The organism is Pseudomonas sp. S2_B07 (genome assembly GCF_054668435.1).
Window position 1 is genome coordinate 3,489,000 of record NZ_CP162769.1, and the last position, 12,657, is coordinate 3,501,656.

The 12,657-nt window shown below is 58.3% G+C and carries 16 protein-coding genes; 9 read left to right on the forward strand and 7 right to left on the reverse strand.

The features are described from left to right. Nucleotides 1-48: 48 nt before the first annotated feature. Nucleotides 49-942, forward strand: a complete 894-nt coding sequence (locus tag AB4N43_RS16005) for a LysR family transcriptional regulator (protein WP_027926110.1) — start codon at nt 49-51, stop codon at nt 940-942. Here AB4N43_RS16005 and AB4N43_RS16010 read toward each other — a convergent pair. Then, a complete protein-coding gene (locus AB4N43_RS16010) occupies nt 939-1,265 on the reverse strand; it encodes an ElaB/YgaM/YqjD family protein (RefSeq protein ID WP_027926111.1) in 327 nt (108 codons plus the stop codon). The two genes, AB4N43_RS16005 and AB4N43_RS16010, sit on opposite strands and share 4 nt — an antisense overlap. Nucleotides 1,266-1,420: 155 nt before the next feature. Between AB4N43_RS16010 and AB4N43_RS16015 the strand changes: the two genes are divergently transcribed. Continuing rightward, nucleotides 1,421-1,636 (forward strand): dodecin, encoded by a 216-nt coding sequence (locus AB4N43_RS16015; protein ID WP_008027736.1) that lies wholly within the window; start codon nt 1,421-1,423, stop codon nt 1,634-1,636. 122 nt (nt 1,637-1,758) lie between these two features. Then, nucleotides 1,759-1,980 (forward strand): DUF1161 domain-containing protein, encoded by a 222-nt coding sequence (locus AB4N43_RS16020; RefSeq protein WP_027926112.1) that lies wholly within the window; start codon nt 1,759-1,761, stop codon nt 1,978-1,980. A 64-nt stretch (nt 1,981-2,044) separates the two neighbouring features. Here AB4N43_RS16020 and AB4N43_RS16025 read toward each other — a convergent pair whose 3' ends face one another. After that, complete coding sequence (locus AB4N43_RS16025) at nt 2,045-3,046, reverse strand: LLM class flavin-dependent oxidoreductase (protein ID WP_027926113.1); 1,002 nt, start codon at nt 3,044-3,046, stop codon at nt 2,045-2,047. Between the two features lie 244 nt (nt 3,047-3,290). Between AB4N43_RS16025 and AB4N43_RS16030 the strand changes: the two genes are divergently transcribed. Both AB4N43_RS16030 and AB4N43_RS16035 read left to right on the forward strand, forming a co-directional pair. Then, nucleotides 3,291-3,722: an OsmC family protein gene (locus tag AB4N43_RS16030; protein ID WP_027926114.1), complete on the forward strand. Its 432-nt coding sequence runs from the start codon at nt 3,291-3,293 to the stop codon at nt 3,720-3,722. Nucleotides 3,723-3,871: 149 nt separating this feature from the next. Beyond that, nucleotides 3,872-4,111 (forward strand): DUF1161 domain-containing protein, encoded by a 240-nt coding sequence (locus AB4N43_RS16035; protein ID WP_027926115.1) that lies wholly within the window; start codon nt 3,872-3,874, stop codon nt 4,109-4,111. Between the two features lie 6 nt (nt 4,112-4,117). Here the strand turns inward: AB4N43_RS16035 and AB4N43_RS16040 are convergent, their stop codons facing one another. Together AB4N43_RS16040 and AB4N43_RS16045 are read right to left on the reverse strand one after the other, a co-directional pair. Continuing rightward, nucleotides 4,118-4,540 carry a PA0061/PA0062 family lipoprotein gene (locus AB4N43_RS16040; protein ID WP_059183043.1) on the reverse strand — a complete coding sequence of 141 codons (423 nt, stop codon included), beginning with the start codon at nt 4,538-4,540 and terminating at the stop codon, nt 4,118-4,120. A 41-nt stretch (nt 4,541-4,581) separates the two neighbouring features. Then, complete coding sequence (locus tag AB4N43_RS16045) at nt 4,582-5,004, reverse strand: PA0061/PA0062 family lipoprotein (protein WP_027926117.1); 423 nt, start codon at nt 5,002-5,004, stop codon at nt 4,582-4,584. A gap of 60 nt (nt 5,005-5,064) precedes the next feature. Between AB4N43_RS16045 and AB4N43_RS16050 the strand changes: the two genes are divergently transcribed. After that, nucleotides 5,065-6,156, forward strand: a complete 1,092-nt coding sequence (locus AB4N43_RS16050; RefSeq protein ID WP_460151694.1) for an aminopeptidase — start codon at nt 5,065-5,067, stop codon at nt 6,154-6,156. 38 nt (nt 6,157-6,194) lie between these two features. Here the strand turns inward: AB4N43_RS16050 and AB4N43_RS16055 are convergent, their stop codons facing one another. Further along, nucleotides 6,195-6,845, reverse strand: a complete 651-nt coding sequence (locus AB4N43_RS16055; RefSeq protein WP_027926119.1) for an HAD family hydrolase — start codon at nt 6,843-6,845, stop codon at nt 6,195-6,197. Nucleotides 6,846-6,874: 29 nt separating this feature from the next. Beyond that, a complete protein-coding gene (locus AB4N43_RS16060) occupies nt 6,875-7,420 on the reverse strand; it encodes a gamma carbonic anhydrase family protein (protein ID WP_027926120.1) in 546 nt (181 codons plus the stop codon). A 62-nt stretch (nt 7,421-7,482) separates the two neighbouring features. On the opposite strand from AB4N43_RS16060, the gene prlC reads away from it, so the two are divergent. From prlC to AB4N43_RS16075, 3 genes are all read left to right on the forward strand, one after another. Next, complete coding sequence (gene prlC, locus AB4N43_RS16065) at nt 7,483-9,561, forward strand: oligopeptidase A (RefSeq protein WP_172825922.1); 2,079 nt, start codon at nt 7,483-7,485, stop codon at nt 9,559-9,561. Then, nucleotides 9,558-9,845 carry a YheV family putative zinc ribbon protein gene (locus AB4N43_RS16070; RefSeq protein WP_008152496.1) on the forward strand — a complete coding sequence of 96 codons (288 nt, stop codon included), beginning with the start codon at nt 9,558-9,560 and terminating at the stop codon, nt 9,843-9,845. The genes prlC and AB4N43_RS16070 overlap by 4 nt, the downstream gene beginning before the upstream one ends. A gap of 112 nt (nt 9,846-9,957) precedes the next feature. Then, a complete protein-coding gene (locus tag AB4N43_RS16075) occupies nt 9,958-12,000 on the forward strand; it encodes a M3 family metallopeptidase (RefSeq protein ID WP_460151697.1) in 2,043 nt (680 codons plus the stop codon). Nucleotides 12,001-12,008: 8 nt separating this feature from the next. Here AB4N43_RS16075 and AB4N43_RS16080 read toward each other — a convergent pair whose 3' ends face one another. Then, nucleotides 12,009-12,656, reverse strand: coding sequence for a dual specificity protein phosphatase family protein (locus AB4N43_RS16080; RefSeq protein WP_027926123.1), 648 nt, complete (start codon nt 12,654-12,656; stop codon nt 12,009-12,011). Nucleotide 12,657 lies beyond the last annotated feature (1 nt).

The following is a 12,657-nucleotide window of genomic DNA, read 5'->3' on the forward strand; positions in this document are numbered from 1 at the left end:
GAAAACCGATAAGATCGCCGCAACCTGTCAGGAAAACTCACAGATCACATGAGCCACGACCTTCCCCCGCTGAACGCCCTTCGCGCCTTTGAAGCCACTGCTCGTCTGAACAGCGTCAGTCAGGCCGCCGAACAGCTGCACGTCACCCATGGCGCGGTCAGCCGCCAGCTCAAGGTGCTCGAAGAACACCTCGGGGTCAGCCTGTTCGTCAAGGACGGTCGCGGCCTTAAACTCACAGATGCCGGCATTCGATTGCGCGACGCCAGCGGCGAAGCGTTCGAGCGGTTACGCACGGTGTGTGCGGAGCTGACGCGAAGCACCGCCGATGCGCCCTTCGTGCTCGGCTGCTCGGGAAGTTTGCTCGCACGCTGGTTTATTCCACGCCTGGGACGGCTGAATGCAGACCTGCCAGATCTGCGCCTGCACCTGTCCGCCGGCGAAGGCGATCTCGATCCACGTCGGCCGGGGCTTGATGCATTGCTGGTGTTTGCGGAGCCGCCATGGCCCGCGGACATGCAGGTCTATGAATTGACCAGTGAGCGGATCGGCCCGGTCATGAGCCCGCGATTCGCCGGCTACGAAAGGTTGCAAGGCGCGCCGGCCACAGCGCTGCTGAACGAACCGTTGCTTCACACCACCTCACGACCCCAAGCGTGGCCGAGTTGGGCGCAGCAAAGCGGCCTCGACGCCAAGGCGTTGAAGTACGGTCAGGGATTTGAGCATTTGTATTACTTGCTGGAAGCCGCTGTGGCCGGACTTGGAGTGGCGATTGCGCCGGAGCCACTGGTGGCCGAGGACGTGAAGGCCGGTCGCCTGGTTGCGCCATGGGGCTTCAGTGAAACCCCGGCGCAACTGGCATTGTGGCTACCCAAGCGCGCCGCGGACGGGCGGGCTCGGCAACTGGCGCAGTGGCTCAAGAACGAACTGCACCGAGCGGATTAATTCCCGCGTTTGCACAGCAGGTAGGCCGCTAGAAGACCCAACGCACCCACGGCAACACCGGCCGTCGTCCAAGGGTGTTCCTGGGCGTAGTCCCGAGTGGCGATCCCGGTTTCACGGGTTTTGACTTTGACGTCTTCGTACGCATCGCTGAGCAGATGACGGGAATGTTTCAGCGCGCTTTCGGCGTTGGCTTTCAGGGTTTTGAGGGTTCTACGCGACTCGTCCGACGCATCGTCCTTCAGGCTTTCCAACGATTTCAGCAGACTCTCGATTTCGGCTTCCATGCTTTGCAATGAGGCTTTACGTAATGAAGTGTTGGCCATGGTGGCTCTCCTGCATTGATTGAGTGGCGTGTGTTGGTTGGGACTTCAGGGGTTGGAGAAAGTGCAGTAAATCTGCACGTCCCTTTCAGATTGGCCGACGCCAGTAAGACGAAAAATCACTGCTAGGCTGTAATTCACACCCTGAGGAGAACGCCATGACTGACCATCACACCTACAAAAAAGTCGAACTGGTCGGCTCGTCCACCAGCAGCATTGAAGACGCCATCAATAACGCACTGGCCGAAGCCAGCAAAAGCCTCAAGTACATGGAATGGTTTGAAGTGACCGAAACCCGCGGGCACATCAAAGACGGCAAGGCGGCGCACTTTCAGGTGACGCTCAAAGTCGGGTTCCGGATTGCCAGCAGCTGAGTTTGAGCTAGTCTTCTGAACTTGCGCGCTGGCCGAGTGCCATAGGGAATGGCAAAGCGCTACATGTGTGTATCCGGCGAATCGCTGGATGCCCCTATTGATCCGACCAGGGAATGCGACCGATGAAGAAATTTATGTTGGCAGTTGGTTTGTTGAGCCTTGCGGGTACTGCGTTTGCGGGCGGCAAATCGTGCGAAGAGCTGAAAGCCGAAATCGCTGCGAAGCTGGATGCCAAGGGCGTTGCCGGTTACTCGCTGGAAATCGTCGATAAAGGTGCCGCTGCCGGCGGGAAAATTGTCGGCAAATGCGAAGCGGGCACCAAGGTCATCGTCTACAAGAAGTAACCTGATTGCGCTTTAAATGAAAAAGCCGACGCACTGCGTCGGCTTTTTTATGGGCGCTTTAATCTCAGCCCTTCATGACCTGTGCCAGCAGTTCATAGGAGTGGACACGGTCGGCGTGCTCATACAGATCGCAGGTAAAAATCAGCTCGTCGGCTTGGGTCTGCTCAACCAGCACATCCAGCTTGGCGCGGATTTTCTGCGGGCTGCCCACCATGGCCAATCCGAGGAAATCACTGACCGCTTCGCGCTCATGCGGCAACCACAACCCGTCCATGGTTTTCACCGGCGGACGTTGCACCAGACTCTGTCCACGCATCAACGCGAGAATCCGCTGATAAACCGACGTCGCCAGGTAATCGGCCTGCTCATCGGTATCCGCCGCCACCAGTGGCACGCCGAGCATCACGTAGGGTTTATCCAATACCGCTGAAGGCTTGAAGTGATTGCGGTAGACGCGAATCGCCTCATGCATGAAACGCGGTGCGAAATGGGAGGCGAAGGCGTAGGGCAACCCGCGCTCGCCGGCCAGTTGTGCACTGAACAGACTGGAGCCCAGCAGCCAGACCGGGACATTGGTGCCGGTGCCGGGCATGGCGATGATCCGCTGGTCCGGGGTGCGCGGGCCGAGGTAACGCATCAGTTCGGCCACGTCTTCCGGGAAATCGTCGGCGCTGCCGGAACGTTCGCGGCGCAGCGCGCGGGCAGTCATTTGATCGGAACCGGGCGCGCGGCCCAGGCCCAGGTCAATACGCCCCGGATACAGACTTTCCAGAGTGCCGAACTGCTCGGCGATCACCAACGGCGCGTGGTTAGGCAGCATTACGCCACCCGAACCGACCCGAATGGTCGACGTGCCACCCGCCAGATAACCCAGCAACACCGACGTCGCCGAGCTGGCGATGCCGTCCATGTTGTGGTGTTCGGCGACCCAGAAGCGGTTGTAGCCGAATTTTTCGACGTGTTGCGCCAGGTCCAGGGAGTTGCGCAGCGACTGGGCCGCGCTGCCGTTTTCACGCACGGGCACCAGATCAAGGGTCGAGAACTTGATGTCGGACAGTCGTTTCATAAACCTGCTACTCCAATTGAGGTCGCAGGTTTTTTCTCGTAAACGAAAACCTGCCGAATCCATAAGCGTGTTTCATCAATAAGGGCATATACCCGAGTTTCAATAGCCAAGGCAAAAAAACCTACGTAAACGGTAGGAATTAACCCGATCGGGTGAACTTTGCACCGCCGACTATCCTCAGAACCCTTAGCAACCGAAAACCACGAAGGCGCGACGCTCGTGCCGGGAACTTGAGGAGGCAGATATGGCTATTACGAAGAAAGCATCGGCTCATTGGGAAGGTGACCTGAAAACCGGCATCGGCTCGATCTCCACTGAAACCGGCGTGCTCAGAGAAGCGCCTTACGGCTTCAAGGCGCGCTTCGAAGGCGGCAAGGGCACCAATCCGGAAGAGTTGATCGGTGCCGCACACGCGGGCTGTTTCTCGATGGCGTTTTCAATGATTCTGGGCGATGCCGGTCTCAAGGCTGACAGCATCGACACCAACGCCGAAGTCACCCTGGATCAGGTGGACGGCGGTTTTGCGATCACCGCCGTGAAGTTGATCCTAAAGGCGAAAATCCCTGGGGCGACTCAGGCGCAATTTGAGGAACTGAGCAATAAAGCCAAAGAAGGCTGCCCGGTTTCCAAAGTGTTGAATGCGAAAATCAGTCTGGATGCGACGCTGCTCAGCTGAGCCGCAGTCTCGGATAAAAGATCGCAGCCTCAAGCAGGTTGCGGTCTTTTTTTGCGCTCGGACAAAACCTGACCCGCGAAAATGTGGTCGAATAAATGACAGCAGTGAAAGCGCATTACCCTGCGCACTGCTTCAAAGGAGCTTCAACCATGAAACGTTTTGCCTTGACGGTTATCTGTTGCGCACTGGCTACATCGGCCTTTGCAGCGCCGAAATCGTGTGAAGAACTCAAGAACGAGATCGAAATCAAGATTCAGGCAAACGCCGTGCCCTCCTACACGCTGGAAATTGTCTCGAAGGAAGAAGCCGAGAAGCACGACATTGCGATGATTGTCGGCACGTGTGACAACGGTACCAAAGCCATCATCTATCAAAAAAATGACCGCTGATTCGCCTCACATCAGGCAATAGGACTCACTGTCTTCAGCGACGATCTCGCGCTTGGCGTTGTACAACCGGGCACCAGGCGTAAACACGATCGACTGGCCGACCAGCACATAACGCTGACCGGCTTCGAAATGATCGTACTTGATGGTCAGGTAGCACAGCCGTTCCGTTGGACCGTCCATGACCCCCAACCCGCCACCACCGGGGATTTCAAAGTCGAATCGAACGAGCAAGACGTGGCTGCCGGGCGTAACCTGGAAAAAACGCCCGTCGTTCAACCGCTGTTTATCCAGTCGCTCGGCCATCAACAACTTGTCGTTCGGGAATGGCGTAGAAAAGTCGACCCAGGCCATCTGCGGATTAACCGCCGGCAATGGGCTCTGACAGCCAGCAATCACACTGGCGGCGAGCAACAGCATCAACCTGCGCATGATGAATGTCCCACTGATTCGGACATTCAGCATAACGCTGATCAGGTGTGTTGGCAGCCTGCCGGTGTGCCTTGGCCAATCACTTTTCGCTGTTGGTTATAGAGTTTTGCCCACGGCCGAAAACCGATGTTCCCCGCTTGCAGCTGATAGCGTTCACCAGCGTTGAAGTCGCTGAATTTCACATTCAGCTGGCAGTCACGCCACAACGGCTCGGCGTCAGGACCGATGTTGGTCGGCTGAACCGCGAACTGGTAGCGCACCGTCAGCTCATGACTACCGGGCTGCACCTGGAAATAGCGCTTGTCGTCGGAGGCTTTGTCATCGACTTCCACTGCTTGCAGTGCCGTGTCTTGCTGTTTTGATTCCAGGTCAATCCACGCTTGCGCCGGATCGTGGTGAGGGAATCCGAATCCAGCACAGCCCGTCAGCAACAACAGGCCCCCCGTCAGCATCAACTTGTGCATAGCGCAGCTCCAGTCAGGCGGGATAGTCTTGCGGGCAGACTTTCCAGGGATGATTTTATTTTGATCAGGCCGTTTCCAAGCCTTGGGTTACTTGATCGCGTTTTGCGCGTTTTGTTTCCGGGTGTGTTGCTTTTGTTGCTCAACGGTTGTGCCAGCGTCAGCTATTACGGCCAATTGGCCAGTGGCCAGCTGCAATTGCTGCGGGCCCGTGAGCCGGTTGCCGAGGTGATTGCCGATCCATCCCGCGATCAGAAACTTCGTGCGCACCTGGCCCAATCGCAAAAAGCCCGGACATTCGCCAGTGAGCATCTGCACCTGCCGGACAATCAAAGCTATCGCCTGTACGCCGATATAGGCCGTCCGTTCGTGGTCTGGAATGTCTTCGTCACCCCGGAATTTTCCCTGAAGCCGCAAAACCATTGCTTCCCGATCGCCGGCTGCGTCGCCTATCGCGGCTACTACAGCCAGAGCGCCGCCCGAGGCGAGGCCGCCGTGCAGCGCCTGCAAGGTATGGACGTTTCGATTGGGGGTGTCGAGGCGTACTCGACGCTTGGCTGGTTCAACGATCCGATCATCAGCTCAATGATGGGCTGGGGCGACGAGCGGCTGGCGACCCTGATTTTCCATGAGCTGGCGCATCAACGTGTTTATGTGAAGGATGACACCGAGTTCAACGAGTCTTTCGCCAGCTTTGTCGAGCAGGAAGGCACGCGCCAATGGCGCGCATCCCGAGGCCTGCCACCGGACAACGGCGCCCAGGTGCGGCGCCGGGATCAATTCACCCGATTGGTGCTGGAGACTCGCACGCGCCTTGAAACGCTTTACGCCCTGCCCTTGCCTGTGGATCAGATGCGCCAACGCAAGGCCGCTGAGTTCGAGCGACTGCGCAGCGAATACCGGCAGTTACGTGACAGCCAATGGGCGGGGGACAGACGCTATGACGCCTGGGTTAATGCGCCGATGAACAATGCCCGGCTGGTGCCGTTTGGGTTGTATGACCAATGGGTGCCGGGGTTTGCGGCGTTGTTTCGGCACGAGGGTGGAGATTGGGTGAGGTTCTATGCGGCGGTCGAGAAGCTAGGGGTGTTGCCGGTTGGGGAGCGGAAGGCGGCGTTGAAGGCGTTGGCAGAATCTGGAGCTTTTGCTGGCTGAGCGGCCTCATCGCGAGCTTGCTCGCGATGGCGATCCAACTAGCGCTGCAAAAACGCCCGATGCATCTCATCCAGCGTTTCAAAGTGATAAGTCGGTGCTTCTGCACTCAACTCTTCGTGGCTACCAAACCCATACCCCACAGCCGCCGAGTCCAGCCCATTACTGCGCGCACCGATCAGGTCATGCTTACGATCGCCAATCATCAGGGTATTGGCAGGATCCAGCCCCTCTTCAGCCATCAAATGCGCAATTAACTCGACCTTATTCGTCCGCGTGCCATCCAGCTCACTGCCGTAGATCACCTTGAAGTGCTTCGCGAAATCAAAGTGCCGGGCGATTTCCCGGGCAAAGACCCATGGCTTGGACGTCGCGATGTATAACTGACGCCCTTGCCCACCCAAGGTTTCCAGCAGCGGGGTGACGCCGTCGAACACGCGGTTCTCGTAGAGGCCGGTGACCTTGAAACGTTCGCGATAAAAACTCACCGCCTCCCAGGCCTTGGGCTCATCGAAGTCGTAAAACTGCATGAACGCCTGCAACAACGGCGGGCCGATGAAGTGTTCCAGCTTGGTCAGGTCAGGCTCATCGATGCCCAGTTTGCTCAGGGCAAACTGGATCGAACGTGTGATGCCCTCGCGCGGGTCGGTCAGGGTGCCATCGAGGTCGAATAAAACGGTTGGGTAATGCATGAATAATCCTGGGCAATAGCGGGGCGGAGTCAGAGCTGGTCGTAACCTTCAGCCAGATGCAAATCCTTGAGCTTCGCGTAATTCGCCGCGCTGTAGGTAAAAAAGGCTTTTTCCTTGTCGGTCAGCGGGCGGATCTGTTTCACCGGGCTGCCCACATACAGGAAGCCGCTATCCAGACGTTTGCCCGGTGGCACCAGGCTGCCAGCGCCGATGATCACGTCATCCTCGACCACTGCACCGTCCATGACGATGCTGCCCATGCCGATCAGCACCCGGCTGCCCACGCTGCACCCGTGCAGCATGACTTTATGCGCGATGGTCACATCGTCGCCGATCAGCAACGGAAAACCATCGGGATTGAACGGGCCGGCATGGGTGATGTGCAGCACGCAGCCGTCCTGAACACTGGTACGCGCGCCGATGCGGATGCGGTGCATGTCGCCGCGGATCACTGTCAGCGGCCAGACAGAGCTGTCTTCGCCGATTTCAACGTCGCCGATTACCACCGCCGATCCGTCGACAAAAGCGCCTTTGCCCAGCAGCGGCGTGTGGTTCTGGTACTTGCGAAGGTTCACGATAGGGTTTCTCTCTGTTGCTGATAGCTGCGGTGAGCGTCGATTGTAATTAAGATGGCCGCATGTTTCTTCCAGCCAAGGTGCCAACCGTGAGCGTGAACAACCCTCTTTTGCAGTCCTACGACCTGCCGCCGTTCTCGGCGATCCGTGCCGAACACGTGCAACCGGCCATTGAACAGATCCTGGCTGACAACCGCGCCGCCATTATCGAGATCCTCAAGACCCAGGGCAAACAACCGACCTGGGCCGGCCTGGTGCTGGCGATGGACGAGCTCAATGATCGCCTGGGCGCCGCCTGGAGCCCGGTCAGCCATTTGAATGCCGTGTGCAACAGCGCCGAATTGCGTGAAGCCTACGAATCCTGCCTCCCGGCCTTGAGCGCCTACTCCACCGAGCTGGGCCAGAACCGCGAACTGTTCGAAGCCTTTGAAGCCCTGGCCAACAGCCCGGAAGCCGCCGGTTTCGATGTGGCGCAGAAAACTATCCTGGAACACTCCCTGCGCGACTTCCGTCTGTCGGGTATAGATCTGCCGGAAGCCGAGCAGAAACGCTACGCCGAAGTGCAGAGCAAGCTCTCGGAACTGGGCAGCCGTTTCTCCAACCAACTGCTCGACGCCACTCAGGCATGGACCAAACACGTCACCGATGAAGCCACCCTCGCCGGCCTGACCGATTCGTCCAAGGCGCAAATGGCCGCCGCCGCACAGGCCAAGGGCCTGGAAGGCTTTCTGATCACCCTGGAATTCCCGAGCTACTACGCGGTGATGACCTACGCCCAAGACCGTGCCCTGCGCGAAGAAGTCTACGCCGCCTACTGCACCCGTGCGTCGGACCAGGGCCCGAATGCCGGTCAGAACGACAACGGCCCGGTCATGGAAGAAATCCTCGACCTGCGTCAGGAACTGGCCAGACTGCTCGGCTTCGCCAGCTTCTCCGAACTGAGCCTGGCCACCAAAATGGCTGAGTCCAGCGATCAGGTGCTCAGCTTCCTGCGCGACCTGGCCAAGCGCAGCAAGCCATTCGCCGCGCAGGACCTGGAACAACTCAAAGCCTACGCCGCCGAACAAGGCTGCCCGGACCTGCAAAGCTGGGACAGCGGTTTCTACGGTGAAAAACTGCGCGAGCAGCGTTACAGCGTTGCCCAGGAAGCGCTTCGCGCCTACTTCCCGATCGACAAAGTGTTGGGCGGCCTGTTTGCCATCGTGCAGCGTCTGTACGGCATCGAGATTGCCGAACAGAAAGGCTTCGACACCTGGCACCCGGACGTTCGCCTGTTCGAAATCAAGGAAAACGGCCAGCACGTCGGCCGCTTCTTCTTCGACCTCTATGCCCGCGCCAACAAGCGCGGCGGTGCATGGATGGACGGCGCCCGTGACCGTCGCCGCACCGCTGAAGGCGTGTTGCAAAACCCGGTGGCCAACCTGGTGTGCAACTTCACCCCGGCCGACAGCGGCAAGCCTGCGCTGCTGACCCACGATGAAGTCACCACCTTGTTCCACGAATTCGGTCACGGCCTGCATCACCTGCTGACCCGCGTCGAACACGCCGGCGTTTCCGGCATCAACGGCGTGGCCTGGGATGCGGTCGAGCTGCCGAGCCAGTTCATGGAAAACTGGTGCTGGGAGCCGGAAGGCCTGGCGCTGATCTCCGGTCACTACGAAACCGGCGAGCCCCTGCCTCAAGACCTGCTGCAGAAAATGCTCGCGGCGAAAAACTTCCAGTCCGGCCTGATGATGGTGCGTCAGCTGGAGTTCTCGCTGTTCGACTTCGAACTGCACGCCACCCATGGCGATGGTCGCAGCGTGGCTCAGGTGCTCGAAGGGGTGCGTGACGAAGTGTCGGTCATGCGTCCACCGGCCTACAACCGTTTCCCGAATAGCTTTGCGCACATCTTCGCTGGTGGTTACGCGGCGGGTTACTACAGTTACAAATGGGCGGAAGTACTGTCGGCGGATGCGTTCTCAAAGTTCGAAGAAGAAGGCGTACTCAATGCCGAGACCGGTCGAGCGTTCCGCGAAGCCATCCTGGCCCGCGGTGGTTCCCAGGAGCCGATGGTGCTGTTCGTCGACTTCCGTGGCCGTGCGCCTTCGATTGACGCACTCTTGCGCCACAGCGGCCTGAGTGAGGACGCGGCAGCATGAGTGAGGGACCTGTGATTACCAAAAAACGCTTTATCGCCGGGGCGGTCTGCCCGGCATGCAGCGAGCCGGACAAACTGATGATGTGGAACGAAGACGAGGTCCCGCACCGCGAGTGCGTGGCCTGCGGTTATTCCGACACGTTGAATGAACAAGGTCTGTCCGTACCCAAGGAATTGGGCACGCGGGTCAATACGTCGGCGCTGAAAGTGCCGGACGCCAAGGTTCAGGCCGTGCAGTTTTTCCCGAACCCCAAGCTAAAGAAAAAGCCGGACGAGCAACACTGAGTCAGCACCACCTTCCCCTCGTTCAAGGGCGGAAGGTGGTATTTATCTACCGCACCTGCACCGCGCTTCCTGCTTAGGCTGAATCCTTCAGTCGCCATTCAAGTAGGACGCCATGCCTGATACCAACCCCTTTTTGCAATACTGGGACCTCCCGCCGTGGTCAGCCATCCGAGCTGAACATCTGGTGCCGGCCATCGAAACAATCATTGCTGACAACCGCCGGATCATTGCTGAAATAACGGCCAGCCAATCCGCTCTCCCGACTTGGGATGATCTGGTGCTGGCCATTGATGACCTCGATGCGCGCCTGGATGAAGCCATGGGTATCATCGAAACGCTCATGTCGGTCAAACACGACGACAACACATGGGGCGCTGCGAGTCTGCGGTGTGGCGAAGCCCTGGCGCATTACAAAACAGAGAAGATGGGTCATCGCGCGCTTTGGCGAGCCTACCGGGATCTCGCGCAAAGTCCTGCCGCCCAGAATTACGATGACGCGCGCAAAGCGGTCCTGAGCAAAATTCTGCGCGAGTTTCACTTGTCAGGGATCGAGTTGTCCGTCGAACAACACCAGAAGCTGAAGCAACTGAACGTCGAAATCGGCCTGCTCGAACGTTTGTTCTTGAGCAATTTGCAAAGCGCCAGTGCGGCCTGGTGCAAGCAGATCGACGACGTCACGCAGCTCAAAGGCTTAACCCAGGCCACTCAGGATCGCCTTGCGCTCAATGCCCGGCATGCAGGGCAGTCCGGCTGGCTGATCCACCTGGACCAGGACACCTATCATCGAATCATGACGTATGCCGAAAATCGTGCACTTCGCGAAGAGTATTTTGTCGCCTACTCCACTCGAGCTTCCGATCAAGGTCCTGACGCCGGGCAATTCGATAATGAACCAGTGCTTGAGCGCCTATTGTCCCTTCGTCACCAGAAAGCCCGGTTGCTCGGGTATGAAAACTTTGCGCATCTGAACCTCGCAACAGAGATGGCGGAGTCCACGACGCAAGTCAGCGCGTTCCTGCGTCGACAGGTGACACAGGTGATACCTGCGCTTGCGCAGGACACACAGGCGCTCAAAGCATTTGCGCTGGAGCGCGGCATCAGTGAAGTCCGCGCCTGGGACCACGAATTTCTGGCCGAACAGTTCCGCCAGCAAAATATCGGTGGTGACTTGAAAAACCTGCGTGCTTATTTTCCGCTGGACGGCACATTGCGGCGGCTCTGCCTGTTCTGTGAACGCATATTTGCCATCCAGATCGTCGAGCAGACAACGTTCAGTCATTGGCATAACAGCGTGCGCCTCTTCGAAGTCAGCGAGCATGGGCAGGTGATCGGGTACATCTACCTTGATCCTTTCCACCGAGAGGAGGCTGCGGACTATCCCTGGACCGCCACCCGCCGCAATCGACGGATAAACGCCGAGGGTCGACTGACGCGGCCAATCGCTGTGCTCCATGGAAACTTCACACCTGGCGTCAACAAGCAGCCCTGCCTGCTCGCGCACCAGGATCTGAGGGTACTTTTCCATGAGTTCGGTCATTGCTTGCAACACGTTCTGACCCGTTCGCCTCACCACAGCCTTTCCGGCATTTCCCAACTGGGGCGTGATAGCGCGGAGTTTACCGGTCAATTGTTCGAGCTTTGGTGCCTGTCAGGCGAATTTCTGCTGTGGCTGGCGGCTCATTATCAAACCGGTGAGCGCTTGAGCGAGGAGCGAATCAACAAAGCGCTGGCCGCTGTTCAAACACAGACCAGCCGGCAAACAGCCAGCCTGTTGATGGGCGCCTTGCTCGACTTCGAATTGCACCACTGCCGGGGTGATGGCCGTAGCATTCAGCAAGTGTTCGAGGATGTTCAACGCGAGATTACCGACCTGCAACTGCCGTCGTACAGCCGGTTCGCCAATGGGTTCGATTACATGGTGACCGGTTACGCAGCCTCGGTTTACGCCTACCAGTGGTCGGGCGTCCTGGCGACCGAGGCGTTCAAACGGTTTCAACTGGATTGGGTCTTTAACCCGCAAACAGGCAAGGCTTTTCGTGAAGTATTTTTTTCACCGGGCGACTCACGCTCGCTGCTGACCGCCCTGAAAGAGTTCCTTGGAGGGTCAGTCACCGACGACGTTTTTGCGGTGTTGCCAGAGGCCATTGCCCGCTAAACACACGGTTACTCAATATGGGCCGACTTGAACCAACTCTTCATCGAACACATGGCGAACGGGCTGGTGCTGCAATCGCCATTGGCCAACGCGGTGCGAAGCTTGTCGACATCGGCCTGCATCATGTAACGCACGCCATCCTTGAAATGAGTACTGTCGCCAAAGCCGCCCTCAGTCATCTCGTTCAGGGCGTCTTCCTTGCTCCAGCCCTGGATCACGACCCGGTACATGGCCGCCATCAACCCCGTACGATCGGAACCGTGCTTGCAATGCATCAACACAGGACCGTGGGACTCGGCCGCCTGAATGGCACGAAGGGCCTTGAGTACATCTGCGTCATCCACGTGATTGGTGCGGTAGGGCAACTGGACCTGGGTGATCCCTGGTGTCGACAGCCAGCTTTTATCCGACTCGGGCAGGAAATTGATGACGGTTCCTACCTTCAGCTTTTCCAGCAAAGGAACGGCTCCACGGTCAGGCAATGCGCTGCGATAGAGCGTCGGGGACATTCGAAAGAGGTTGTATCGCACCTCGACCGATTGAGCCCACTCAGCCGGGCGGGGTGAAGCGCTGTCATCCGCATGGGCCAGGGTCAGGTTGAAAAGTGCAGCCATTGAAAGCAAAAACGTCGCAGGCAAGAGGCGCAGTCGGGACATG

Excerpts from the sequence above, each read along its gene's own strand:
- AB4N43_RS16005 (WP_027926110.1), top strand. The coding sequence starts at position 49 with ATGAGCCACGACCTTCCCCCGCTGAACGCCCTTCGCGCCTTTGAAGCC.
- AB4N43_RS16010 (WP_027926111.1), bottom strand. The coding sequence starts at position 1,265 with ATGGCCAACACTTCATTACGTAAAGCCTCATTGCAAAGCATGGAAGCC.
- AB4N43_RS16015 (WP_008027736.1), top strand. The coding sequence starts at position 1,421 with ATGACTGACCATCACACCTACAAAAAAGTCGAACTGGTCGGCTCGTCC.
- AB4N43_RS16020 (WP_027926112.1), top strand. The coding sequence starts at position 1,759 with ATGAAGAAATTTATGTTGGCAGTTGGTTTGTTGAGCCTTGCGGGTACT.
- AB4N43_RS16025 (WP_027926113.1), bottom strand. The coding sequence starts at position 3,046 with ATGAAACGACTGTCCGACATCAAGTTCTCGACCCTTGATCTGGTGCCC.
- AB4N43_RS16030 (WP_027926114.1), top strand. The coding sequence starts at position 3,291 with ATGGCTATTACGAAGAAAGCATCGGCTCATTGGGAAGGTGACCTGAAA.
- AB4N43_RS16035 (WP_027926115.1), top strand. The coding sequence starts at position 3,872 with ATGAAACGTTTTGCCTTGACGGTTATCTGTTGCGCACTGGCTACATCG.
- AB4N43_RS16040 (WP_059183043.1), bottom strand. The coding sequence starts at position 4,540 with ATGCGCAGGTTGATGCTGTTGCTCGCCGCCAGTGTGATTGCTGGCTGT.
- AB4N43_RS16045 (WP_027926117.1), bottom strand. The coding sequence starts at position 5,004 with ATGCACAAGTTGATGCTGACGGGGGGCCTGTTGTTGCTGACGGGCTGT.
- AB4N43_RS16055 (WP_027926119.1), bottom strand. The coding sequence starts at position 6,845 with ATGCATTACCCAACCGTTTTATTCGACCTCGATGGCACCCTGACCGAC.
- prlC (WP_172825922.1), top strand. The coding sequence starts at position 7,483 with ATGTTTCTTCCAGCCAAGGTGCCAACCGTGAGCGTGAACAACCCTCTT.
- AB4N43_RS16070 (WP_008152496.1), top strand. The coding sequence starts at position 9,558 with ATGAGTGAGGGACCTGTGATTACCAAAAAACGCTTTATCGCCGGGGCG.
- AB4N43_RS16075 (WP_460151697.1), top strand. The coding sequence starts at position 9,958 with ATGCCTGATACCAACCCCTTTTTGCAATACTGGGACCTCCCGCCGTGG.
- AB4N43_RS16080 (WP_027926123.1), bottom strand. The coding sequence starts at position 12,656 with ATGTCCCGACTGCGCCTCTTGCCTGCGACGTTTTTGCTTTCAATGGCT.